This is a genomic window from Pseudomonas sp. 4CAES_32.4 (assembly GCF_058136335.1).
On the sequence record NZ_CM176882.1, the window covers coordinates 5,597,501 to 5,620,503 of the forward strand.

The following is a 23,003-nucleotide window of genomic DNA, read 5'->3' on the forward strand; positions in this document are numbered from 1 at the left end:
TTTATACAGTTATTTCATCTTCATCATGTCATTCATCTTTTCCAATTCATCTTTTTTCAAAGTCAAAACTACTTATGACCACAGAACCGTCTAAAGCGCCTCCGCTTTACCCGAAGACCCACCTGCTCGCTGCAAGTGGAATCGCCGCCCTTCTCAGCCTGGCACTCCTGGTATTTCCTTCCAGTGATGTTGAAGCCAAAAAGACGACCTTGAGTCTTGAACTGGAAAGTCCTGCTGAACAACTGACACAAGATCAAGACGCTGCTGATGCGGCTCAAGCCACAAATGAACCAGTAGCTTCACCGTTCGCCCAGATCGAAAACAGCGACGAAAATACCCCGCAAACCGCTGAAACCGAGCCTGCACCTGCGCCGGCAGCGGAAAAAACCAAGGCTCCCGGCCACCGCGAAGTCGTGGTCGCCAAGGGCGATACACTGTCCACCCTGTTCGAAAAGGTCGGCCTTCCAGCCGCGTCCGTGCACGAAGTGCTGGCAAGCGATAAACAAGCCAAACAATTCAGCCAACTCAAACACGGCCAGAAACTCGAATTCGAATTGAGCCCCGAAGGCCAACTGACCAGCCTTCACAGCAAGGTCAGTGACGTCGAAACCATCAGCCTAACCAAGAATGACAAGGGTTACGCCTTCAACCGTGTCACCGCGAAACCTACCGTTCGCACCGCTTATGTTCATGGCGTGATCAATAGCTCGCTCTCGCAATCCGCCGCACGCGCAGGCCTCTCCCACAGTTTGACCATGGATATGGCCAGCGTATTTGGCTATGACGTCGACTTCGCTCAGGACATCCGCCAAGGCGACGAATTCGATGTGATCTACGAACAGAAAGTGGTCAACGGCAAGTCTGTCGGCAATGGCCCGATCCTGTCCGCCCGTTTTACCAACCGCGGCAAGACCTACACCGCCGTGCGTTACACCAACAAACAAGGCAACAGCAGCTATTACACGGCTGATGGCAACAGCATGCGCAAGGCGTTCATCCGCACCCCGGTGGACTTCGCCCGCATCAGCTCGAAATTCTCCATGGGCCGCAAGCACCCAATCCTCAACAAGATCCGCGCTCACAAAGGCGTCGATTACGCTGCACCACGCGGCACGCCAATCAAGGCTGCCGGTGACGGCAAGGTCCTGCTGGCCGGCCGCCGTGGTGGCTACGGCAACACCGTGATCATCCAGCACGGCAACACTTACCGTACGCTGTATGGCCACATGCAAGGCTTCGCCAAAGGCGTGAAGACTGGCGGCACCGTCAAGCAAGGTCAGGTCATCGGTTACATCGGTACCACCGGCCTTTCCACCGGCCCGCACTTGCATTATGAGTTCCAGGTCAACGGCGTTCACGTCGATCCACTGGGTCAGAAGCTGCCAATGGCTGATCCAATTGCCAAAGCCGAACGCGCTCGCTTCCTGGCTCAGAGCCAGCCGCTGATGGCGCGCATGGATCAAGAGAGAGCCACCATGCTGGCTTCGAGCAAGCGTTAAGCCATGGCCCTGTATATCGGCGTAATGTCTGGAACCAGTCTCGACGGTCTGGACATTGCCCTGATCGAACAAACCTCGGCGATCAAACTGGTCGCCACGCAATACATCCCCATGCCTGAATCCCTGCGCGCCGAGCTGCTTGGCTTGTGCGCCAGCGGCCCTGACGAAATCGCCCGCTCGGCGATTGCACAGCAACACTGGGTGAAACTCGCCGCGCAAGGCATCGGCACTCTCCTCCATCAACAGCAACTCAAACCTGAAGACATTCGGGCGATAGGCAGCCACGGCCAGACCATTCGCCACGAACCGGCGCGCGGCTTCACCGTGCAGATCGGCAACCCTGCTTTGCTCACTGAGTTGACCGGCATCAGCGTCGTCAGCGACTTCCGCAGCCGCGATGTTGCTGCCGGCGGCCAGGGTGCACCTCTGGTTCCAGCCTTCCATGAAGCTTTGTTCGAAGAGCGTACCGGTAACCAGGCCGTCTTGAATGTCGGCGGTTTCAGCAATCTGAGTCTGATAGAGCCGACCAAGCCTGTAGCCGGTTTCGACTGCGGCCCGGGGAATGTTCTGATGGACGCCTGGATTCACCAGCAGCGCGGTGAAAACTACGATCGCAATGGCGACTGGGCAAAGTCAGGCTCTGTTGAGCCAACCCTATTGAAGTCATTGCTCAGCGATCCATTCTTCGTCACCAAGGGCCCGAAAAGTACCGGACGCGAAGTATTCAACCTGTCGTGGCTGGAACAACACCTGTCCCACCTGCCAGCCTTCGCAGCAGAAAACGTGCAGGCCACGCTGCTTGAGCTGACGGCCCTGACCGTTGTCGAGTCGCTGCAAAGCGCACAGGCTGATACGCAGGAGCTGCTGGTTTGTGGCGGCGGCGCACACAACGCCACACTGATGAAACGCCTGGCCGAGTTGCTGCCGAACACAACGGTCGCCAGCACCGCGACCCACGGCGTTGATCCGGATTGGGTCGAAGCCATGGCCTTCGCCTGGCTTGCCCATTGCTGCCTTGAAGGCATCGCCGCCAACCGGCCAAGCGTCACAGGCGCCAAAGGTCTTCGCGTACTCGGCGCCATTTACCCCAACTGAATAAAACGCGAGCAACAAAAAACGCCGCAGAACCGGAAGGCTCTGCGGCGTCTTGTTTGTAACGAAAGCGATCAGATCGAGAACGACGACCCGCAACCACACGTCGTGGTGGCGTTCGGGTTCTTGATCACGAATCGCGAACCTTCCAGACCTTCCTGGTAATCCACTTCAGCACCGGCCAGGTACTGGAAGCTCATCGGATCAACCACCAGACTCACGCCTTCGCGCTCGACGATGGTGTCGTCATCGGCCACATCTTCATCGAAGGTGAAACCGTACTGAAAACCTGAACAACCGCCGCCCGTAACGAATACGCGCAGCTTCAAGCGATCATTCCCCTCTTCATCGACCAGGCTCTTCACCTTGTGCGCGGCACCGTGGGTGAATTGCAAAGCCGTGGGGGTGAAGGATTCGACGCTCATGCTGACTATCTCCCGGCGTTACGCCGCCATAATGCGTGATGACGCGCATTATCCGCTTGTCCTAGAAAATCGGTCAACTATTGTTACGGTATATCAATAAACCCGATGAGCTGTTCAGCATGCAAAAAGGCCCGTTCAACGGGCCTTTTGCTGTGCAGCTTAACGTGTTACGGCAGCATACCGGCGTGGGACAGGCCGAAGCGCTCATCCAGCCCGAACAGGATGTTCATGTTCTGCACCGCCTGACCCGACGCGCCTTTGACCAGGTTGTCGATCACCGACAACACCACAACCAGGTCGCCATCCTGCGGACGGTGAACCGCGATACGGCAGACGTTGGCACCACGCACGCTACGGGTTTCCGGATGACTGCCCGCGGGCATCACGTCGACGAACGGTTCGTTGGCATAACGCTTTTCAAACAAAGCCTGCAGATCTACCGAGCGATCGACCACGGTCGCATACAGCGTGGAGTGAATGCCGCGGATCATCGGGGTCAGGTGTGGAACGAAGGTCAGGCCGACATCCTTGCCTGCAGCACGACGCAGCCCCTGACGAATTTCCGGCAGGTGGCGATGACCTTTTACCGCGTAAGCCTTAATGCTTTCCGACGTCTCGGAGTACAACGAGCCTACTGCCGCACCGCGACCGGCACCGCTGACACCGGATTTGCAGTCGGCAATCAGACGCGAAGCATCCGCCAGACCTGCCTCAAGCAGTGGCAGGAAACCCAGCTGTGTAGCGGTCGGATAGCAACCCGGTACGGCGATCAGGCGCGCCTTCTTGATCTGCTCGCGATTGACTTCCGGCAGACCGTAAACCGCTTCATCCAGCAGTTCAGGCGCGCCGTGCGGCTGACCGTACCACTTGGCCCACTCTTCGGCGTCCTGCAGACGGAAGTCTGCCGACAGGTCGATGACTTTGGTGCCCGCCGCCAGCAACTCGCCCGCCAAGGCGTGCGCGACACCGTGCGGCGTAGCGAAGAACACCACGTCGCAAGCACCGAGGGTTTTGATGTCCGGCACGCTGAAGGCCAGGCCGTCGTAGTGACCGCGCAGGTTCGGGTACATGTCAGCCACGGCCAGACCGGCCTCGGATCGGGAAGTGATGACAACCACTTCTGCCTGCGGATGCTGCGCCAACAGACGCAGCAGTTCGACACCGGTGTAACCCGTGCCGCCGACGATACCGACCTTGACCATAAACCTGCCCTCAACGAACCCACTGGAAAGCCGTCGATAATAGGGGCCGCGCGCCCCTGCGACAACCGTCAAGGTGACGTGCGGGCGCTCAAGCCTCTACTATCGGGCCTACCGTGAACCTGGAATAACTAAAAATGCTCTATCTATGGATCAAAGCTTTTCACATTGTCAGCATCGTCTGCTGGTTTGCCGGCCTGTTCTACCTGCCACGCCTGTTCGTGTATCACGCACAAAGCGAAGACACGATCAGCAAAGAACGCTTCAGCCTGATGGAGCGCAAGCTGTACCGCGGCATCATGGGCCCGGCGATGATCGCCACGCTGATCTTCGGCGGCTGGCTGATCTATCTCAACCCGGGCATCTTCAGCATGGGCGGCTGGATTCACGCGAAACTGACCCTCGTCGTCTTGCTGATTGGCTATCACCACATGTGTGGCGCGCAGGTAAAACGATTTGCCCGTGGCGAAAACACCCGCAGCCATGTCTTTTATCGCTGGTTCAATGAAGTGCCGGTTCTGATATTGCTGGCTATTGTAATTCTGGTCGTGGTCAAGCCGTTCTAACTTCAACAAGTACAGATCCTCGGGGTATTCAAAATGTCGCTGCCCGCTTTGCTGGAACAACGTCTGCGTTTGCCTGTGGTGGCGGCGCCGATGTTCCTGATCTCCAACCCGGAACTGGTGCTCGCCTGCTGCCATAATGGCGTGGTCGGCAGTTTTCCGGCCCTGAACCAGCGCGAAAGCAGCGGATTCAAGGCCTGGCTGGAACAGATCGAAGCGGGGCTGGCGACGCTGGATAACCCGGCGCCCTACGCGGTGAACCTGATCGTGCACAACAGCAATCCGCGCTTGCAGGCGGATCTGAATATTTGCGTCGAACACAAAGTGCCCATCGTCATCACCAGCCTCGGCGCGGTGAAGGAATTGGTCGATGCGGTGCACAGCTATGGCGGCCTGGTCTTCCATGACGTCACCACGCGCCGGCATGCGGAGAAAGCGGCCGAGGCCGGTGTCGATGGTTTGATCGCGGTGGCTGCCGGCGCCGGGGGCCATGCCGGCACCTGGAGCCCGTTTGCGCTGATCGCCGAGATTCGCGAGTTCTTCGACAAGACGTTGTTGCTTGCAGGATGTTTGAACCATGGCCATGAGATTTTGGCTGCACAACTGCTCGGCGCGGATTTGGCCTACTTCGGTACACGATTTATCGGCACTACCGAAAGTCATGCGCCTGACGCTTACAAGGAGATGCTGCTGACAGCCAAGGCCGCCGACATCATTCATACTCCTGCGGTGTCTGGGGTTCCAGCCAGCTTCATGCGCCAAAGCCTGCAAGCGGCCGGGTTCGATACGGCAGCACTGCAAGGCAAGGGTGAAGTGAACTTTGGCGACAAGCTCAAGCCGATCAGTGATGAAGCCAAAGCCTGGAAGACCGTGTGGTCTGCCGGCCAAGGCGTCGGGCAGATTGATGACTTGCCGAGCGTGGACCAACTGATTGCGCGCCTCGACGCAGAGTATCGCCAGGCCCAGGAACGCGTCGCACAGTTGCCGCAACGCTGGCCTCGCTAAGAAAAATCAGATCAGTCGCCGTCGGACTGGCCTTACACTGATGAACTTTCAATCTATTCGCGACAAGGATGCCTCGGCCATGAGTGACCCCCGTTACAAGATCGTATTCGACGGTGCTCTACAGCCCGGTGTCGATATCACCACTGCCAAACTCAATCTGGCGAACCTGTTCAAAAGCGATGTGGCAGCCATTGAGCGTTTGTTTAATGGCAGCGTCGTCGCACTCAAGCGTGACCTTTCCCACGGCGATGCCCAGACGTACTTGCAGGCGCTGAACAAAACCGGAATCGAGGCGCGCATTGAAAACGAAACACCTATCGAACTGAACCTCGCGGACGTCCGAGAGCATGCGTCGGCAATGGCGGAGCCGTACTCACCTTATGCACCACCCCGGGCCAACGTTGGCGAGCATCTTCCGGCATTCGCCACGCTCAAGCCATTCAGTGTCGAAGGCCGGATCGGTCGCCTGCGTTTTCTGGCGTGGACCATGGTGCTCAGCCTGGTGACGTTGCCAATAGTCGGCGTGTTCGCCCTGATCGCTTTGGGTCTGGTCAGCGGCGATTCGACCACGGGCTTGATCATTGGCGGCATTTTCGCCTTCTTCCTGTTTATCGGTTTCTTCATCGTCAGCATTCTGTTCAGCGTTCAGCGCTTGCACGATATCGGCTGGTCAGGCTGGCTCTGGCTGCTGAACCTGGTGCCGTTCGTAGGCAGTTTCTTCCCGCTGGTGATCATGGTCGTACCGGGCAATACCGGCGTTAATCGCTATGGACCTCCGCCTCCGCCGAACAGCACTGCGGTCAAAGTGCTGTGCTCGCTATGGATCGTGTTCTTCGCCTTGATCTTTGCCGGCGGACTACTCGGCGGCTTCTCGGCCGTCCAACAGGAATATGAAAGCAATCTGGAAAGCAGCTACGAAAGCGGCTCGGTAACCACCGATGAAATCGACGTCGAGGTCGAACCCGCAGCAAATTCCGCCGACGAGGCAGCCGAAGCCGCGCAGGCCCCTGTAGACTCTGCGCAAGAATGAACAGCGCTCCCCGCCGCGACACCCGCGTCGTTAGCGCGGAGCTGTTGCGATGGAGAATTGCATGACCCGTTACGCTCTGATCACTGGCGCTTCCAGCGGCATCGGCCTGGCCATGGCCGAAGCGCTGGCCCGGCGCGGCCGCAGCCTGATTCTGGTGGCTCGACAGCGTGATCAGCTGGAAAGTATTGCGATCGAACTGACCCAGCGCTTCGGCGTCGAGGTGCTGTTCCGCGCCTGTGATCTGGGCGAGCCGCTGCGCTTGTCCGGTTTTCTGCTGGAACTGGAAGAAGGCGACCGGCAGATCGACCTGTTGGTGAATTGCGCGGGCATCGGCACTTGTGGGCCATTCCTCGCGCAGGACTGGATGACCGAACAGGATCTGATCGAAGTGAATATCCTCGCCCTCACCCGTCTGTGCCATGCGATCGGCAACAGCATGGCCCTGCAGGGCGGCGGGCAGATTCTCAATGTTGCTTCGGTGGCCGCGTTCAATCCCGGGCCATGGATGAGCACCTACTACGCCAGCAAAGCGTATGTTCTGCATTTTTCCGAAGCCTTGCGGGTCGAGCTCAAGCAGAGCGCCGTGAGAGTTTCGGTGCTGTGTCCGGGGCCGACGCGCACAGCTTTTTTTCGCACGGCGCAACTGAACAGCGACAAACTCAAAAACAGCAAATTACTGATGAGCCCGGAGGAAGTCGCGCTGTACACCGTGCGCGCCCTCGACAAGAACCGCGCAATCATCATCCCGGGTCGGCGCAACCGCTGGTTCGCGTTCTTGCCGCGCCTGGGCTCGCGCTGGCTCAACCGCACTATCGTCGGCATGGTCAACAAAGCCTACTGCCCGCGCTGAAATGCCCTACAGGTAAATCACTGGGCGGGGCAGTCCGCCCTGAGTACACTCAGACCAGCCCAAACAACGGAGAAAACAGCAGTGGATACTCTGTTCACCAAGATCATCAACCGGGAAATCCCGGCCAAGATCATTTACGAAGACGACCAGGTTCTGGCGTTCCACGACATCGCGCCTCAGGCGCCTGTCCATTTTCTGGTGATCCCGAAGAAGCCGGTACGCACCCTCAATGACCTGACTGAAGACGACAAGGCACTGGCCGGGCATATCCTGTTCACTGCGCAGCGTCTGGCGCTGGAACTGGGTTGTGAGGAAGGTTTCCGGGTGGTGATGAACTGCAATGAAAAGGGCGGGCAGACGGTCTACCACATTCATATGCATGTACTCGGTCAACGTCAGATGAACTGGCCACCGGGCTGATTAACTACAAAACTGTGGGAGCGAGCTTGCTCGCTAAGGCGTCGGCAGATTCAAAATCTCCACTGCCCGACACTCCGCTTTCGCGAGCGAGCTCACTCCCACAAAAAAGCATGACCGCGCGGCACATGACCCAGCGCAAACCTTCCCCGGCCGATTCGGTTAAACTGGCCGCCGAGATTCTTCCCGGAGGTCAGCATGACTACCCAACGTCACTACTCGCCAATTGACCGTCTGCTGCTGCAAGCCGATGCCGCCATGCGCACTTTGCTGCCATTCAGTGGCCAGCCGTACCGTCCATCGCCAGCGATTTTGCAGCCGGACACGCCAATGAGCGATGAAGACACCCGCCATGTTGCCGGGCTGATGCGCATCAACCATACCGGTGAAGTCTGCGCCCAGGCGTTGTATCAAGGGCAGGCGCTGACCGCCAAGCTGCCACAAGTGCGCGAGGCCATGGAGCACGCGGCCGAAGAAGAAATTGATCATCTGGTGTGGTGCGAGCAGCGTATTCACCAGTTGGGCAGCCATACCAGTGTGCTTAACCCGCTGTTTTACGGGATGTCGTTCGGGATCGGTGCGGTGGCCGGGTTGATCAGCGACAAGGTCAGCCTCGGGTTTGTCGCGGCGACCGAACATCAGGTGTGCAAACACTTGAACGAACATCTGGAGCAACTGCCGGCGGAGGACGAAAAGTCCCGGGCGATTCTGGAACAGATGCGCATTGATGAAGAACATCATGCGGAGAGTGCGCTGGAAGCTGGAGGGTTTCGTTTTCCGGGGCCGGTGAAGTTCGGGATGAGTATTTTGGCCAAGGTGATGACCAAGAGTACTTATCGAATCTGAGAGTTGTAGTGCCGCAGAGAGCCTCTTCGCGAGCAAGCTCGCTCCCAGAGGGTTCTATGATCGAACAATAAAAAAAGGCGACTACCGCAAAGTAGTCGCCTTTTTTGTACTTGGGAATCTCAGGTCGGCATGTTGCGCGCGTAGAAGATTTCGAGCGCTTCGTGCGTCAAACGGTCGGTCACCTGAGCGCGTTGTTCGAGGGACAGGTTGCTGGTGGCGTCACCGAACAGGTCGTTATCCAGTTCGAAGTTCTTCGGGTGAATGTCGCTTCAACCGAGTTCGACGATTTCGTAGTCGTGGGTGATCGCCACACCCGCCGCGCCAAGCATGATCGAGGCCGAGCAATACTTCTCGGCGGACAACTCGATGGCGCGTTTGACCTGGGCTTCTTTCAAGCCACGGCCCTTGACCACGAAGTGCATGTGAATCTTGGTAAACACTTTAGGATCTTCGGTCGCGCGCTCGGCTTCGAGGAAAGCTTCGCAGCTCTCAACGGCCTGACGCGACTTCTTCAAGATGCTGACCACGTCGAAATTGCTGCAACCGCCCACACCGAGCAGGAGCATTTCCATCGGGCGAACACCCAGGTTACGACCACCGGCGTCCGGCGGACCGTCCATGACTACGACATGACCGCTGCCGGATTCGCCGAGGAACATGGCTTCGCCAGCCCATTGGATGCGTGCCTTCATCGCCAAGACTCCACTGTAGAAAAAAGGGTCGCCAGCTTAGCACAGGGCTTTGCTCGGACATCGTGGGATCCTTCGTAGGAGGGAAGCGTCTACGACGTAGGTAATTTCTCGAATTTGCGACGAAGTGTCTGTTAAGCTGGCGCCAATTCGCTGGCGCCCATGCCAGCTGTGCAGCGACCGCCTTCAGCGCCTCATAAAAAAATCAAACATCACCGTGCAGTCTTTTCGGGATACAACCATGGTTGCTATTACCCCCACACCCAAAATCAAGAACCTCGACAAGCTGTTGATGCATTGCCAGCGCCGCCGCCATGCGGCCAAAAGCAACATCATCTGCGCGGGCGATCGCTCCGATACGTTGTACTTCATCATAAAGGGCTCGGTGACGATCCTGATTGAAGACGATGACGGCCGTGAAATGATCATCGCCTACCTCAATGCCGGGGATTTCTTTGGTGAACTGGGCCTGTTCGAACAGGCTGGCCAAGAGCAGCAGCGCAGCGCCTGGGTGCGGGCCAAGGTTGAATGCGAAACCGCCGAAATCAGTTACGCCAAGTTCCGCGAATTGTCGCAGCAGGATCCGGACATTCTTTACGTCCTCAGCGGACAAATCGCACAACGTCTGCGCAACACTACGCGCAAGGTTGGCGATCTGGCGTTTTTCGACGTGACGGGTCGAGTAGCACGTTGTCTGCTGGAACTGTGCAAGCAGCCGGATGCGATGACTCACCCGGACGGCATGCAGATTAAAGTGACGCGTCAGGAGATCGGGCGGATTGTCGGTTGTTCGCGGGAAATGGTCGGTCGCGTGCTCAAGGATCTTGAAGAACGCAACCTGGTCGATGTGAAAGGCAAGACCATGGTGGTCTTCGGTACGCGTTAAGCGTACATCTGCGCCAGCATCAAACGAAACAGCTCATCAAGACGCGCCAAGGCCTGTGGCGCGTTGAATTTCTCATGCAGGGCGATGTGGCTTTGCGCCCTCACCCGCTGCTCCAGACCACACGCTTGGTTGAAGCGATTGACCGCCGCCACCATCGATTCGCGCTCGTCATCCATCAGCATCGCCCCGTGCACCAGACCGACCGGACGCTGTCCGCCCTGACTCTGGCGCCAGCGCTGGGCAGTGCCGACCATTTTTCGACCGTCGAGATTGACGTTGAAGCGACCATCACAGAATGCGCCGTCGATTTCGCCCAACGATGACGTGCCGCCCAATTCATCCAGCAACTGACAGATCGGATCGCACAAACGGCGGTAGCCGGTTTCGATGCGATTCAGATCACCTTCGCTGCGTGGTGGCGCATACACCAGTGCGATATTGATTGTTGCAGCCGATTGCGGGACGGGTTCGCCGCCGGTTTCACGCAGCAGGACCGGCCAACCGGCGGCAGCGGAGACTTCGCAGGCGTGGTCGAAAGCGGGTAAGCGATTGAGGCGGCGCGGCATGACCAACGCACGATCGCTGGGTTGCCAGAACAGCAGGCCAAATTCTGAGTCGCCGGCGCAGACCGAGGCCAGCAAATCCTGTTCGGCTTTAAGGCCGGCTTCGATGGTCAGGGGGGTTGGCAGCGACATTGAGAACTCCGGCAGATCCAAAATCTTCGGGGATTTCTAGTACCTCATCGCGAGCAGGCTCACTCCTACAATTGGAACGCGTTGCCCTGTAGGAGTGAGCCTGCTCGCGATGGGGTCGACTCGGTCTGGAGCGAATCAGTCGAGGGTCGACCCGCTGATCGGCACGCCACGCTCCGGGAAGAACAGACGCTGCAATTCAGTACCCGGATTTTCCGCACGCATGAACGCTTCGCCAACCAGGAACGAATACACCTCGCTGATTTCCATCAACTCGACATCGGCACGGTTGACTATGCCGCTTTCGGTGATGACCAGACGATCACGGGGAATCCGTGGCAGCAGGTCGAGGGTGGTTTCCAGGCTGACTTCAAACGTGTGCAGGTTGCGGTTGTTGACCCCGACCAACGGCGTGTCGAGGGTTTTCAACGCGCGCTCCAGCTCATCGCCGTCGTGCACTTCGACCAGCACGTCGAGACCGACGCTTTTCGCCACCGAAGCCAGCTCGGCCATTTTCACGTCATCCAGTGCGGAGACGATCAACAACACACAGTCAGCGCCCAGCGCGCGGGCTTCAACGATCTGGTACGGGTCGATCATGAAGTCCTTGCGGATCACCGGCAGGCTGCACGCCGCACGAGCCTGTTGCAGATAAGCGTCGGCGCCCTGGAAGTAATCGATATCGGTCAGCACGGACAGGCAAGTCGCCCCGCCCTTCTCGTAGCTTTTGGCGATATCGGCCGGAACGAAGTCCTCGCGGATCACGCCTTTGCTCGGCGAGGCCTTTTTGATTTCAGCAATCACCGCCGGCTGCTTTTTCTTTGCTTGCGCCAGCAACGCCTGGGCAAAACCACGGGGTGCATCGGCCGCCTTGGCCAGACTTTCCAGCTCGCTCAGGCTGACGCGGGCGCTACGCTCGGCGACCTCCTGAACTTTGCGGGCCAGAATGTTTTCCAGAACCGTCGGTACACTCATCCCTCATTCTCCACTTTGAATACCGCGGTAAAGGCACCCAGCTCCTCGAGTTTCTCCCGAGCGAGGCCGGTGTGCAGCGCGTCGTGCGCAAGCTCGACACCCTGTTTCAAACTGCTGGCCACGTCAGCGGCGTACAGCGCAGCACCGGCGTTGAGCACAATCATTTCGGCGGCTTTCTGGCCGTTTTCGGTTTTGCGCTTGCCAAGGGCATCACGGATCAGCGCCAACGATGCTTCCGGGCCTTCGACTGAAAGACCGTGCAGGCTCTGGCTCTTCATGCCGAGATCTTCCGGCTCGACCCAATACTCAGTGATTTCGTTGTTCTTCAGCTCGGCAACAAAGGTCGGTGCGGCGAGACTGAACTCGTCCAGACCGTCCTTCGAATGCACCACCAGCACATGTTTGCTGCCCAAACGCTGCAAGACTTCAGCCAATGGCCGGCACAGCGCCTGAGTAAACACCCCTACTACCTGATGTTTCACACCGGCCGGATTCGTAAGCGGGCCGAGCATGTTGAACAGCGTACGCAGGCCGAGATCGCGGCGCGGACCGGCGGCGTACTTCATGGCTTTGTGGTGAGTCTGGGCGAACATGAAACCGATGCCGACGTTGTCGATGCAACGCGCAACCTGCACCGGCGTGAGGTTCAGATAGATACCGGCGGCTTCGAGCAAGTCGGCGCTGCCGCTCTTGCCCGATACCGCACGGTTGCCGTGCTTGGCGACGGTGCACCCGGCAGCGGCGACAACAAAGGACGAAGCGGTCGACACGTTGAAAATGTTGGCACCGTCACCGCCGGTGCCGACCACATCGACCACGCCGTCGAGGGTTTTAAGTTCAACCTGATCAGCCAGCTCACGCATCACCGAGACCGCGCCGACGATTTCGTCGATGCTTTCGCTCTTCATGCGCATGGCCATCATGAACGCGCCGATCTGCGCGTCGGAGCATTGGCCGGTCATGATTTCGCGCATCACGTCGCGCATTTCATCGGTGCTGAGGTCGAGGTGATCGACGATACGGCTCAGGGCTGTCTTGATATTCATGGGAAGTCCTTAGCGCGTGCCGCCGGTTTGTTGGAGGAAGTTGGCGAACAGTTCATGCCCCTGCTCGGTGAGGATCGACTCGGGGTGAAACTGTACGCCCTCGATGTTCAGGGTCTTGTGACGCAGGCCCATGATTTCGTCGACCGAACCGTCGTCGTGTTGCGTCCACGCGGTCAGTTCCAGGCAATCGGGCAATGTGTCGTGTTTAACGATCAGCGAATGGTAGCGAGTCACGGTCAACGGATGGTTGAGGCCGTTGAAAACGCCCTTGTCCTCGTGGAATACCGGGCTAGTCTTACCGTGCATCACCTGTCGGGCGCGGACTACATCGCCGCCAAAGGCCTGACCGATGGACTGGTGACCCAGGCAAACACCGAGGATCGGCAGCTTGCCGGCAAAGTGCTTGATGGCTTCGATGGAGATGCCGGCTTCGGTCGGCGTGCAAGGGCCTGGCGAAACAACGATACGCTCGGGGTTAAGCGCTTCGATTTCGGCGATGGTCAGTTCGTCGTTGCGCACGACTTTGACTTCGGCACCCAGCTCGCCGAGGTATTGCACAACGTTGTAAGTAAAGGAGTCGTAGTTGTCGATCATCAGCAACATGGCGTTTCGAACCTCTTGAATTCTGACTTGAAGACAGCCTTCAGATGACTTGCCCGCAGGGCGCTGCACGATGTCGGACGCAGGTAGATGCGTCGGCAAAGCGGCATTTCAAACGGGTAAGGAAGGCAAAGCGATACAGATCCGGCGGGGCCGGCAGAAAAGATTCAGGCGCGCCAACGCCAGCGGGCGTGTGCCTTGATGACTTGATCCAGAAGTTTGCTGGTGATCAACACGGGGAAGGTCTCGTTCATACGTTCCCGCACAGTAACTTAGCTGGGCGGACCGTGCAATATGGCCGGGCCTGTGGGGGATAAATCCAGACGAGGATTCGCGACCGATGGCAAAACGCCGTAGGATTTTGGTACTGTCGTTTCGTTCACCTACAACAATAAATAAACGGACTTGCTCATGATCAGACAGACGTTGTTTGTACCGCTGGCCGGCTGCTTGTTGGCAATGGCTTGCGCCCAAGCGTATGCCGCACCCAATCCCTATTCGAATTTCGTGGTGTTTGGCGACAGCCTCAACGATGCCGGCACCTTCAGGGACACCGGCGGCCCGGCGGGTGCCACTCAGCGCTACACCAACCGCACCGGGCCGATCTATCTGGACGGCAGCGGCGAAGTGCGTGATCTGAACGCCACTCAACGGCTGGGCGCACGCCTCGGTTTCACCGCAGATCAAACCGCATCCTCCAGCTCGGCAGTGCGCGCCGAGAACGGCCAGCCTGACGGCAACAACTGGGCGGTGGGCGGCTATCGCACCGACCAGATTCTCGATTCGATCACCACCCAGTCCGCCACCGGCGAACGCACGCGCGCAGGCTACCTGCCGTCGAACGGCTTCCGCGCCGACCCGAACGCGCTGTATTACATCTCCGGTGGCGGTAACGATTTCCTGCAGGGTCGCATTCTCAGTCTGCCCCAAGCCAACGCAGCGGCTGATCGACTCGCTGATAGCGTGCAGACTCTGCAAACCGCCGGCGCTAAATACGTGATGGTCTGGCTGTTGCCTGACGTCGGCCTCACGCCGGCCATTAACGGCACCCCGCTGCAAGCCTTCAGCAGCCAACTCGCCGGTCAGTTCAACAATCAATTGGTCACGCGCCTGCAAGGCATCAACGCCGAAATCATTCCGTTAAACATTCCGGTGCTGCTCTCGGAAGTGTTTGCCGACCCGGGTCGCTTTGGCCTGGCCACCGACCAGAACCTCACCGCGACCTGCTTCAGCGGCAGCGGTTGCCCGGAAAACGCCCGCTACGGCATCAACAGTGCCACGCCGGATCCGACCAAACTGATCTACAACGATGGCGTGCACCCGACCGAAGCCGGACAGAAACTGATCTCCGACTACGCCTATTCCCTACTGGCCGCGCCGTGGGAACTGACGCTGCTGCCGGAAATGGCCCACGCCACCGTGCGTGCGCATCAGGATGAACTGCGCAGCCAATGGCAGGCGGATTGGGAAAACTGGCAAGCGGTCGGCCAATGGCGAGCGATTGTTTCCGCTGGCGGTCAGCATCTGGATGTCGACAGTCAAAGCAGCGGCGCCAGCGCCGACGGCAGTGGTTACAACCTCAACGTCGGCGGCAGCTATCGTCTTAACGAGGCGTGGCGCGTCGGTGTCGCGGGTGGTTTCTATCGGCAGAATCTCGAGGCTGGGCACAACGATTCGGACTACAAACTCAACAGTTACATGGCCACCGCGTTCGCCCAATTCCAGCAGAATCGCTGGTGGGCTGACATGGCGTTGACCGGCGGCAAACTCGACTACGACAACCTCAAGCGCAAGTTCGATCTCGGCGCCAGCGAGGGTGCGGAGAAAGGCGATACCGACGGCAGCCTGTGGGCGTTCAGCACTCGCATCGGTTATGACATCGCCCAGCCGGGCAGCGAATGGCATCTGTCGCCGTTCGTCAGCGCCGATTACGCCAGCGTCGATGTTGACGGGTATTCAGAGAAGAGCAATCGCGCCACCGCGCTGACCTTCGATGACCAGACCCGCGACTCGAAACGCCTCGGCCTCGGTCTACAGGGCAAGTACAACTTCACCCCGCAAACCCAGGTGTTCGGCGAATACGCCCACGAGCGCGAGTACGAAGATGACGTGCAGAAGGTGCGCATCGCACTCAATACCCTGCCAGCCAATGACTTCAAGCTTGAGGGTTACACGCCGCAGAGCCATTTGAACCGTTTGAGCCTCGGCGTCAGCCACAAGCTCACGGCGGATCTGGCGTTGCGTGGCGGGTATACGTTCCGCAAGGATGATGATTTTACTCAGCAGGGCGTTAACGTCGGTGTGGTGTTGGACTTCTAAAACCGCAGGCACAAAAAAAGCGGCGCCCTTACAGGCGCCGCTTTTTATTGCCTGAACACAGATCAAATGTAGGAGTGAGCCTGCTCGCGATTGCGGATTAACATTCAACAGATTTGTTGACTGACCCACCGCTATCGCGAGCAGGCTCACTCCTACAAAGGTTTTGTGTGGACTCAGGCTTCCGGGGTTTGCTCGGCCAGGGCGACGGCGCGGAACATCGCGCGGCGTTTATTCAGGGTTTCTTCCCATTCCAGCGCCGGCACCGAGTCGGCGACGATGCCGCCACCGGCCTGCACGTGCAGTTCGCCGTTCTTGATCACTGCGGTGCGAATGGCAATCGCGGTGTCCATGTTGCCGTTCCAGGCGAAGTAACCGACCGCGCCGCCATACACACCACGCTTGACCGGTTCCAGTTCGTCGATGATTTCCATCGCGCGAATCTTCGGTGCGCCTGACAACGTGCCCGCCGGCAGAATCGCCCGCAACGCGTCCATCGCCGTCAGCCCCTGTTTCAACTGGCCGGTAACGTTGGAAACGATGTGCATCACGTTGGAATAACGCTCGATGACCATTTTCTCGGTGAGCTTCACCGAACCGATTTCCGAAACGCGACCGGTATCGTTACGACCCAGATCGATCAGCATCAAGTGCTCGGCGATCTCTTTGTCGTCCGACAGCAAGTCTTCTTCCAGCGCCACATCGGCTTCTTCGGTCGCGCCACGTGGGCGCGTGCCGGCGATCGGGCGCACGGTGATCAGGTTGTCTTCGACGCGCACCAGCACTTCCGGCGAACTGCCGACGACGTGGAAATCGCCGAAGTTGAAGAAGTACATGTACGGCGTCGGGTTGAAGCAACGCAGGGCGCGGTACAGATCGATCGGTGCAGCCTTGAAGTCGATCGACATGCGCTGCGACGGCACGACCTGCATGCAGTCACCGGCGAGGATGTATTCCTTGATGGTGTCGACGGCTTTTTCGTAATCGTCCTGAGTGAAACTCGAACGGAACACCGGATCAGCCGATTGCTGTTTGCTGAAGTCCAGGCCTCGGCGCGGGGTGATCGGCTGACGCAGTTGCTCGAGCAATTCCTGCAAACGTGCCTGACCTTGTTCGAAGGCATCTTCCTGCGCAGGGTCGGCCAATGCGATCGCGTGCATCTTGCCAGCGAGGTTATCGAACACCACAACAGCGTCGGAAACCATCAGCAGGATGTCCGGCACGCCCAGCGGATCCGGGTTCGGGCACTTGCCTAGACGCTTCTCGACATACCGCACGCAGTCGTAACCGAAGTAACCGACCAGCCCACCGTTGAAGCGCGGAAGACCAGCAATGGTCGGCACGTTGTAGCGCGCCTTGAAGGTTTCGACGAAGGCCAACGGGTCTTCAACATCGTGGCTTTCGGTTTCAACGCCGTCAACGGTGATGCTGACGTGGTGGTCGTGGACGCGCATGACTGTGCGGCATGGCAGACCGATGATCGAATAACGGCCCCACTTCTCGCCGCCCTGCACCGATTCGAGCAGGTAGGAGTTGGGCTGGTCGGCCAGTTTCAGGTAGATCGACAGCGGCGTGTCAAAGTCGGCCAGGGTTTCGCAGGCCAACGGGATGCGGTTGTAGCCGTCAGCGGCCAAGCGCAGGAATTCTTCGCGGATCATAAGGTGCCTCGTGGTGTGAGGGGCAAATCAGTCAGGTATGCAAACGCGCCGGCAGGCCGGCCAGGAACAAGTCAGGCGCGCCAACGCCAGCGGGCCAGGGCCTTGATGACTTTCATCCAGAGTTTGCGAGTGACCACCACGATGGCGTTTCCAGAAGGGGATTGAGAAGCGTCGGGCAACGTTATCTCAGCGGCCGTAACGAGGCAACCGGGAATTAGCTTGCGCAGATCGTCGATCACCAGTGCCGGCGATTCTTCGGCAATCGGTCGGCCATGGTTGTAGCCGTAACTCAGCGCCACGCATTTGACCCCCGCCGCTTTCGCCGCCAGCACGTCGCTGCGTGAATCGCCGACGAACAACGATTGCGAGGCCGGGATGTTGGCCATTTTCATCACGAAGAACAGCGCCGCCGGGTCAGGCTTCTTCTGCGGCAAGGTATCGCCGCCGATAATCCACTTGAAGTAGCGGCCGATCTTCATCTGATCCAGCAACGGCGCGACGAAACGCTCCGGCTTGTTGGTGATCAGCGCCATGGCCACGCCTTGCTTGTGCAGCCACTTGAGGGTGTCGCGCACGCCGGGATAGACCACGGTCAGCTCATGGCTGGCGCCGTAAGCCTCCATGAACACTTCCAGCGCATGCTCGGCCTCGACGTCATCCACCGCCGAATGATCGATGCCACCAGCCAGAGCGCGGCGCACCAGCACTGGCGCGCCGTTGCCGACCCATTCGCGCACCGCTTCGATGCCCGCAGGCTGGCGGCCGAGGGAGAGCAGCATGGTGTCCACCGCCGCTGCCAGGTCTGGAACCGAGTCGATCAGCGTGCCATCCAGATCGAACATCACCAGCCGAGGCAGTTTTCCCGGGAACAGCTGCTCAAATCCGCTCATGGGCGAGCCAGCGCCAGTTCGGAACGCATCTTGTCGATGACTTCCTGGTAGTTCGGCGCGTTGAAGATTGCCGAGCCGGCGACAAAGGTGTCAGCGCCAGCCGCGGCGATTTCGCGGATGTTGTTGACGTTGACGCCGCCGTCGATTTCCAGACGGATATCACGGCCCGAAGCATCGATGATCGCCCGCGCTTCGCGCAGCTTGTCGAGGGTGCCAGGAATGAATTTCTGCCCGCCGAAGCCTGGATTGACGCTCATCAGCAAGACCATGTCGACCTTGTCGATCACGTACTTGAGCACGTCCAGGGGGGTCGCCGGGTTGAACACCAGACCGGATTTGCAGCCGCCTTCACGAATCAGTTGCAGCGAACGATCAACGTGCAGCGTGGCTTCCGGGTGGAAAGTGATGTAGGTCGCGCCGGCTTCGATGAAGTCGCCGACAATGCGATCCACCGGGCTGACCATCAGGTGCGCGTCGATCGGCGCGGTAACGCCGTACTTGCGCAACGCCGCGCAGACCATCGGGCCGATGGTCAGGTTAGGCACGTAGTGGTTGTCCATGACGTCGAAGTGAACGAAGTCGGCGCCAGCGGCGAGAACGTTGTCCACTTCCTCGCCGAGGCGGGCGAAGTCGGCGGAGAGAATCGACGGAGCAATTACGAAGGGCTGCATGACGCACCTTTTCTGAGCTAAATCACGATGGCGCGCATTGTAGCCTCATGCATTGCCGCGCGCACCGTGACCGCGATGATCAGTACGCCGCTCGGTAAATCTTCTCGATATCGACGGCGCTGAGTTTGCGCGGATTGTTGCGCATCAAGCGCTCGATCCCCGCAGCTTCTGCGGCCATGGCAGGGATCGCTTCTTCCGGCACACCGAAACTGCGCAGCCCGGCAGGAATTTCTACCGCTGCGCACAAATCGGTCATCGCCTGCACGGCTTTGTCGGCGGCTTCGGCGGCGCTCAGGTGAGCGGTCTTCACGCCCATGGCTTCGGCAATATCCTGCATCCGTTCGACGCAGGCCATCTTGTTCCAGGTCATGACATACGGCAGCAGCAAGGCATTGCTCACGCCATGGGCGATGTTGAAACGCCCGCCCAGCGGATACGCCAGCGCATGCACCGCGCCGACCCCGGCATTACCGAACGCCATGCCGGCCATCAGGCTGGCGGTGGCCATGTCTTCGCGGGCTTGCAGATTGGCGCCGTTGGCGTAGGCCTTGGGCAGGGCTTTGGCGATCAACTTGATCGCGCCGATCGCCAGTGAGTCAGTGATCGGCGAGGCATTCACCGACAGATAGGATTCGATGGCGTGTACCAACGCATCGACACCACTGGCAGCGGTCACGCTGCGCGGACAGGTCAGGGTCATCTGCGGACTGACCAGCGCCACGTCGGGCAATAGATAGTCGCTGACAATGCCCTTCTTCAGTTGCGCGACTTTGTCCGAGAGAATCGCCACATTGGTCACTTCGGAGCCGGTGCCAGCGGTGGTCGGGATGGCGATCAGCGGCGGGCCTTTGCGCGGCACCTGGTCGACGCCGAACAGATCTTCCAGCGCGCCGTGGTAGCCGGCATAGGCGGCAACACTTTTGGCGATGTCGATGGCACTGCCGCCGCCGAGGCCGATCAAGCCGTCATGCCCGCCCTCACGGTAAACACGCATGCAGTCTTCGACGATGGCGATTTCCGGGTCGGGCAGCACGCGGTCGAAAATCTCGTAGTCGCGCCCGCCGAGCTGCATCAGCGCCAGCTCGACCGTGCCGGATTTGACCAGCGCGGCGTCGGTGACGATCAGGGGATTGTCGATGTCTAGGCGCGTGAGTTCGGCGGCCAGTTGCTCGATTGCAGCGGCGCCGGTGATCAGTTTGTGAGCGATTTTGAACTGGGACAGACTCATCGTGCGCAGCCTCTTATAGATGTGGGAGCTGGGCACAAGATTAGCTGGGGATTTGGGGTTGTCTGCTATTCACTCCATGAATAACCAACGACTAGCCCCTGTCACTGATTGTTCCCACGCTCTGCGTGGGAATACCGCCGGGGACGCTCTGCGTTCCATTCGCGAGCTGGAACGCGGAGCGTCCCGAGAGGCATTCCCACGCAGAGCGTGGGAACGATCAGCGTCAGACCTGGGCGGTGCGCAGTTTTTCGCTGCGGCCGCGTAGCCATTCCAGCGTCAGCAGCAGGATTACGGAGAACGCGATCAGCAACGTCGCGGCAGCGGCAATGGTCGGGCTGAGGTTTTCGCGAATTCCGCTGAACATCTGCCGAGGCAATGTCGCCTGCTCAGGCCCCGCAAGAAACAACGTCACCACCACCTCATCAAACGATGTCGCAAAGGCGAACAGCGCCCCGGAAATTACCCCCGGCGCAATCAGCGGCAAGGTCACCCGACGGAACGCGGTCAACGGCGATGCACCGAGACTCGCCGCCGCCCGCACCAGATTGTGATTGAACCCCTGCAACGTCGCCGACACGGTGATGATCACAAACGGCACACCCAGCACCGCGTGCACCACGATCAGCGAGAAGAAGCTGTTACCCAACCCCAACGGCGCAAAAAACAGATAGCTCGCCACACCAATGATCACCACCGGCACCACCATCGGTGAAATCACCAGCGCCATCACCAGCGCTTTGCCGGGAAAGTCCCCGCGAGTCAGGCCAATCGCCGCCAGCGTACCGAAGATCATCGCCAGCACCGTCGCCGCCGGAGCAACGATGATGCTGTTCTTCAGCGCGCGCATCCATTCCGCCGAGGCGAAGAAGTCGTGATACCACTGCAGCGAAAAGCCCTGCAGCGGATAGACCAGAAAACTCCCCGAGTTGAACGACAACGGAATGATCACCAGCACCGGCAGAATCAGGAACAACAGAATCAGGCCGCAGAGAATCCGCAGGCTGTAGAACCACACCCGTTCGATGGGCGACATGTAAGGACTCAGCATCTCGAATTCCCCTTAGCTCAGGCGCAGGCGACTGGCGCCGACCAGCCAGCTGTAAATCAGATAAAGCACCACGGTCGCCAGCAACAACAGCCCGCCCAGTGCGGTGGCCATGCCCCAGTTGATGCTGGTGTTGGTGTAGAAGGCGACGAAGTAGCTGACCATTTGATCGTTCGGGCTGCCGAGCAGCGCCGGGGTGATGTAGTAGCCGATGGCGAGGATCAACACCAGCAGACAACCGGCGCCGACACCGGCGTAGGTCTGCGGGAAGTACACCCGCCAGAAACTGGCGAACGGGTGGCAGCCGAGGGAAATCGCCGCACGCATGTAGGTCGGCGAGATGCCTTTCATCACGCTGTAGATCGGCAGGATCATGAACGGCAGCAGAATGTGCACCATCGAGATGTACACGCCGGTGCGGTTGAACACCAGTTCCAGCGGCTTATCGATGATGCCCATGGCCATCAGGCCACTGTTGATCAGACCGCCCGATTGCAGCAGCACGATCCACGCGGCGACGCGCACCAGAATCGAGGTCCAGAACGGCAGCAGCACCAGGATCATCAGCAGGTTGCTTTGCCGCGATGGCAGGTTCGCCAGCAGGTAAGCCAATGGATAGGCGAGCACCAGGCAGATCACGGTGATGACCAGGCCCATCCAGAAGGTGCGAGCGAAGATGTCGAGGTAGATCGCCTGATCCGGGGTGGCCGGGGCGATTTCGCCGAGGTCGTCGATACGGTGATCGACCGCCGCCAGCAAGTAATACGGGGTGATGCTGCTGGTGTTGCGTTTGACCGCTTGCCAGTAGGCCGGGTCGCCCCAGCGCTCATCGAGGCCTTCGAGGGCTTCTTTATAAGAGGCCGGTTCGCTGGCGAAAGGCAGCGCCCGGGCGGTTTTGGTCAGCAGGCTGCGATAGCCGGCCAACTCCATGTTCAAGCGCTTGGACAGATCGCCCAGCGTCTGGTTTTTGCGTGCTTCGGCGAGGTCTTCGCCAGCGGCTTTGTAGACAGGTTCAGCGGGCAGGCCACGGCCGTCCCAACTGGCGATGGCCGCCACGGTGCGCGGCATGCCGCCGACCACTTCGGGGTTGCCAACACTTTTGTAGAGCAGCGCCACGATCGGCACCAGAAACACCAGCAACAGAAACAGCACCAACGGCGCAATCAGCGCTTGAGCCTTCCAGCGGTTGACCCGCTCGGCGCGCTTGAGCTTCTGCTTCAAGGTGGGGCTGTTGCCCTCGTTCAGGGGAACGGCGATGGCCATGACGTACTCCGCAAATCTTTGATCGTTACAGAGGTGGCGAACCACCTCTGTTATTGATAGCTACACATGATCGTTCCCACGCTCCGCGTGGGAATGAATCCAGTGACGCTCTGCGTCA

General features: G+C 59.2%; 23 protein-coding genes and 1 pseudogene. 10 read left to right on the forward strand and 14 right to left on the reverse strand.

The window, feature by feature from the left end; genetic code table 11:
• Window positions 1-74 precede the first annotated feature (74 nt).
• Together AC3Y64_RS25295 and AC3Y64_RS25300 are read left to right on the forward strand one after the other, a co-directional pair.
• Window positions 75-1,499 (forward strand): peptidoglycan DD-metalloendopeptidase family protein, encoded by a 1,425-nt coding sequence (locus AC3Y64_RS25295; RefSeq protein ID WP_489985615.1) that lies wholly within the window; start codon window positions 75-77, stop codon window positions 1,497-1,499.
• A gap of 3 nt (window positions 1,500-1,502) precedes the next feature.
• Complete coding sequence (locus tag AC3Y64_RS25300; RefSeq protein WP_489985616.1) at window positions 1,503-2,594, forward strand: anhydro-N-acetylmuramic acid kinase; 1,092 nt, start codon at window positions 1,503-1,505, stop codon at window positions 2,592-2,594.
• A gap of 71 nt (window positions 2,595-2,665) precedes the next feature.
• On the opposite strand, the gene erpA is transcribed toward AC3Y64_RS25300, so the two are convergent.
• Together erpA and argC are read right to left on the reverse strand one after the other, a co-directional pair.
• On the reverse strand, window positions 2,666-3,016 hold the full coding sequence (erpA, locus tag AC3Y64_RS25305) for an iron-sulfur cluster insertion protein ErpA (protein ID WP_003176443.1): 351 nt from the start codon (window positions 3,014-3,016) through the stop codon (window positions 2,666-2,668).
• A 167-nt stretch (window positions 3,017-3,183) separates the two neighbouring features.
• Window positions 3,184-4,218, reverse strand: a complete 1,035-nt coding sequence (gene argC, locus AC3Y64_RS25310) for an N-acetyl-gamma-glutamyl-phosphate reductase (protein WP_489985617.1) — start codon at window positions 4,216-4,218, stop codon at window positions 3,184-3,186.
• A 134-nt stretch (window positions 4,219-4,352) separates the two neighbouring features.
• On the opposite strand from argC, the gene hemJ reads away from it, so the two are divergent.
• The 6 genes from hemJ to coq7 all read left to right on the forward strand — a co-directional run bounded on the left by hemJ (window position 4,353) and on the right by coq7 (window position 8,926).
• Entirely contained in the window at window positions 4,353-4,781 is a 429-nt protein-coding gene (gene hemJ, locus AC3Y64_RS25315) for a protoporphyrinogen oxidase HemJ (RefSeq protein ID WP_158955086.1), read from the forward strand.
• A gap of 33 nt (window positions 4,782-4,814) precedes the next feature.
• Entirely contained in the window at window positions 4,815-5,783 is a 969-nt protein-coding gene (locus AC3Y64_RS25320) for an NAD(P)H-dependent flavin oxidoreductase (RefSeq protein WP_489985618.1), read from the forward strand.
• A 79-nt stretch (window positions 5,784-5,862) separates the two neighbouring features.
• Window positions 5,863-6,813, forward strand: coding sequence for a DUF805 domain-containing protein (locus tag AC3Y64_RS25325; protein WP_489985619.1), 951 nt, complete (start codon window positions 5,863-5,865; stop codon window positions 6,811-6,813).
• Between the two features lie 61 nt (window positions 6,814-6,874).
• Window positions 6,875-7,663, forward strand: coding sequence for an SDR family NAD(P)-dependent oxidoreductase (locus AC3Y64_RS25330; RefSeq protein ID WP_489985620.1), 789 nt, complete (start codon window positions 6,875-6,877; stop codon window positions 7,661-7,663).
• A gap of 81 nt (window positions 7,664-7,744) precedes the next feature.
• Window positions 7,745-8,083, forward strand: a complete 339-nt coding sequence (locus AC3Y64_RS25335; RefSeq protein WP_003228789.1) for a histidine triad nucleotide-binding protein — start codon at window positions 7,745-7,747, stop codon at window positions 8,081-8,083.
• Window positions 8,084-8,278: 195 nt separating this feature from the next.
• Window positions 8,279-8,926 carry a 2-polyprenyl-3-methyl-6-methoxy-1,4-benzoquinone monooxygenase gene (coq7, locus tag AC3Y64_RS25340; RefSeq protein ID WP_489985621.1) on the forward strand — a complete coding sequence of 216 codons (648 nt, stop codon included), beginning with the start codon at window positions 8,279-8,281 and terminating at the stop codon, window positions 8,924-8,926.
• A gap of 119 nt (window positions 8,927-9,045) precedes the next feature.
• Here the strand turns inward: coq7 and AC3Y64_RS25345 are convergent.
• Window positions 9,046-9,180, reverse strand: a pseudogene (locus AC3Y64_RS25345) (adenosylmethionine decarboxylase); the annotation flags it as partial.
• A 15-nt stretch (window positions 9,181-9,195) separates the two neighbouring features.
• The gene (locus tag AC3Y64_RS25350; RefSeq protein WP_003228794.1) at window positions 9,196-9,618 is read right to left on the reverse strand and encodes an OsmC family protein; all 423 of its coding nucleotides are present in this window, start codon (window positions 9,616-9,618) and stop codon (window positions 9,196-9,198) included.
• 238 nt (window positions 9,619-9,856) lie between these two features.
• Between AC3Y64_RS25350 and crp the strand changes: the two genes are divergently transcribed.
• The gene (gene crp / locus AC3Y64_RS25355; protein ID WP_095122650.1) at window positions 9,857-10,501 is read left to right on the forward strand and encodes a cAMP-activated global transcriptional regulator CRP; all 645 of its coding nucleotides are present in this window, start codon (window positions 9,857-9,859) and stop codon (window positions 10,499-10,501) included.
• Here crp and AC3Y64_RS25360 read toward each other — a convergent pair.
• From AC3Y64_RS25360 to AC3Y64_RS25375, 4 genes are all read right to left on the reverse strand, one after another.
• On the reverse strand, window positions 10,498-11,196 hold the full coding sequence (locus tag AC3Y64_RS25360) for a lipoate--protein ligase family protein (protein WP_489985622.1): 699 nt from the start codon (window positions 11,194-11,196) through the stop codon (window positions 10,498-10,500). The genes crp and AC3Y64_RS25360 overlap by 4 nt on opposite strands.
• Window positions 11,197-11,331: 135 nt before the next feature.
• Window positions 11,332-12,168, reverse strand: a complete 837-nt coding sequence (gene trpC / locus AC3Y64_RS25365) for an indole-3-glycerol phosphate synthase TrpC (protein ID WP_489985623.1) — start codon at window positions 12,166-12,168, stop codon at window positions 11,332-11,334.
• Window positions 12,165-13,214, reverse strand: coding sequence for an anthranilate phosphoribosyltransferase (gene trpD, locus AC3Y64_RS25370; RefSeq protein WP_093441874.1), 1,050 nt, complete (start codon window positions 13,212-13,214; stop codon window positions 12,165-12,167). The genes trpC and trpD overlap by 4 nt, the downstream gene beginning before the upstream one ends.
• A gap of 9 nt (window positions 13,215-13,223) precedes the next feature.
• Window positions 13,224-13,817 carry an aminodeoxychorismate/anthranilate synthase component II gene (locus AC3Y64_RS25375; protein ID WP_489985624.1) on the reverse strand — a complete coding sequence of 198 codons (594 nt, stop codon included), beginning with the start codon at window positions 13,815-13,817 and terminating at the stop codon, window positions 13,224-13,226.
• A 408-nt stretch (window positions 13,818-14,225) separates the two neighbouring features.
• Between AC3Y64_RS25375 and estP the strand changes: the two genes are divergently transcribed.
• Window positions 14,226-16,133, forward strand: coding sequence for an esterase EstP (estP, locus tag AC3Y64_RS25380; RefSeq protein WP_489985625.1), 1,908 nt, complete (start codon window positions 14,226-14,228; stop codon window positions 16,131-16,133).
• 173 nt (window positions 16,134-16,306) lie between these two features.
• Here the strand turns inward: estP and trpE are convergent, their stop codons facing one another.
• From trpE to AC3Y64_RS25410, 6 genes are all read right to left on the reverse strand, one after another.
• Window positions 16,307-17,788, reverse strand: coding sequence for an anthranilate synthase component I (trpE, locus tag AC3Y64_RS25385; protein ID WP_489985626.1), 1,482 nt, complete (start codon window positions 17,786-17,788; stop codon window positions 16,307-16,309).
• A gap of 71 nt (window positions 17,789-17,859) precedes the next feature.
• A complete protein-coding gene (locus tag AC3Y64_RS25390; protein ID WP_489985627.1) occupies window positions 17,860-18,678 on the reverse strand; it encodes a phosphoglycolate phosphatase in 819 nt (272 codons plus the stop codon).
• Window positions 18,675-19,349, reverse strand: a complete 675-nt coding sequence (rpe, locus tag AC3Y64_RS25395) for a ribulose-phosphate 3-epimerase (protein WP_007918813.1) — start codon at window positions 19,347-19,349, stop codon at window positions 18,675-18,677. The genes AC3Y64_RS25390 and rpe overlap by 4 nt, the downstream gene beginning before the upstream one ends.
• Before the next feature lie 79 nt (window positions 19,350-19,428).
• Complete coding sequence (locus AC3Y64_RS25400) at window positions 19,429-20,577, reverse strand: iron-containing alcohol dehydrogenase (protein ID WP_489985628.1); 1,149 nt, start codon at window positions 20,575-20,577, stop codon at window positions 19,429-19,431.
• A gap of 223 nt (window positions 20,578-20,800) precedes the next feature.
• On the reverse strand, window positions 20,801-21,625 hold the full coding sequence (locus AC3Y64_RS25405) for an ABC transporter permease (RefSeq protein WP_008084123.1): 825 nt from the start codon (window positions 21,623-21,625) through the stop codon (window positions 20,801-20,803).
• 12 nt (window positions 21,626-21,637) lie between these two features.
• Window positions 21,638-22,885: an ABC transporter permease gene (locus tag AC3Y64_RS25410; protein ID WP_489985629.1), complete on the reverse strand. Its 1,248-nt coding sequence runs from the start codon at window positions 22,883-22,885 to the stop codon at window positions 21,638-21,640.
• Window positions 22,886-23,003 lie beyond the last annotated feature (118 nt).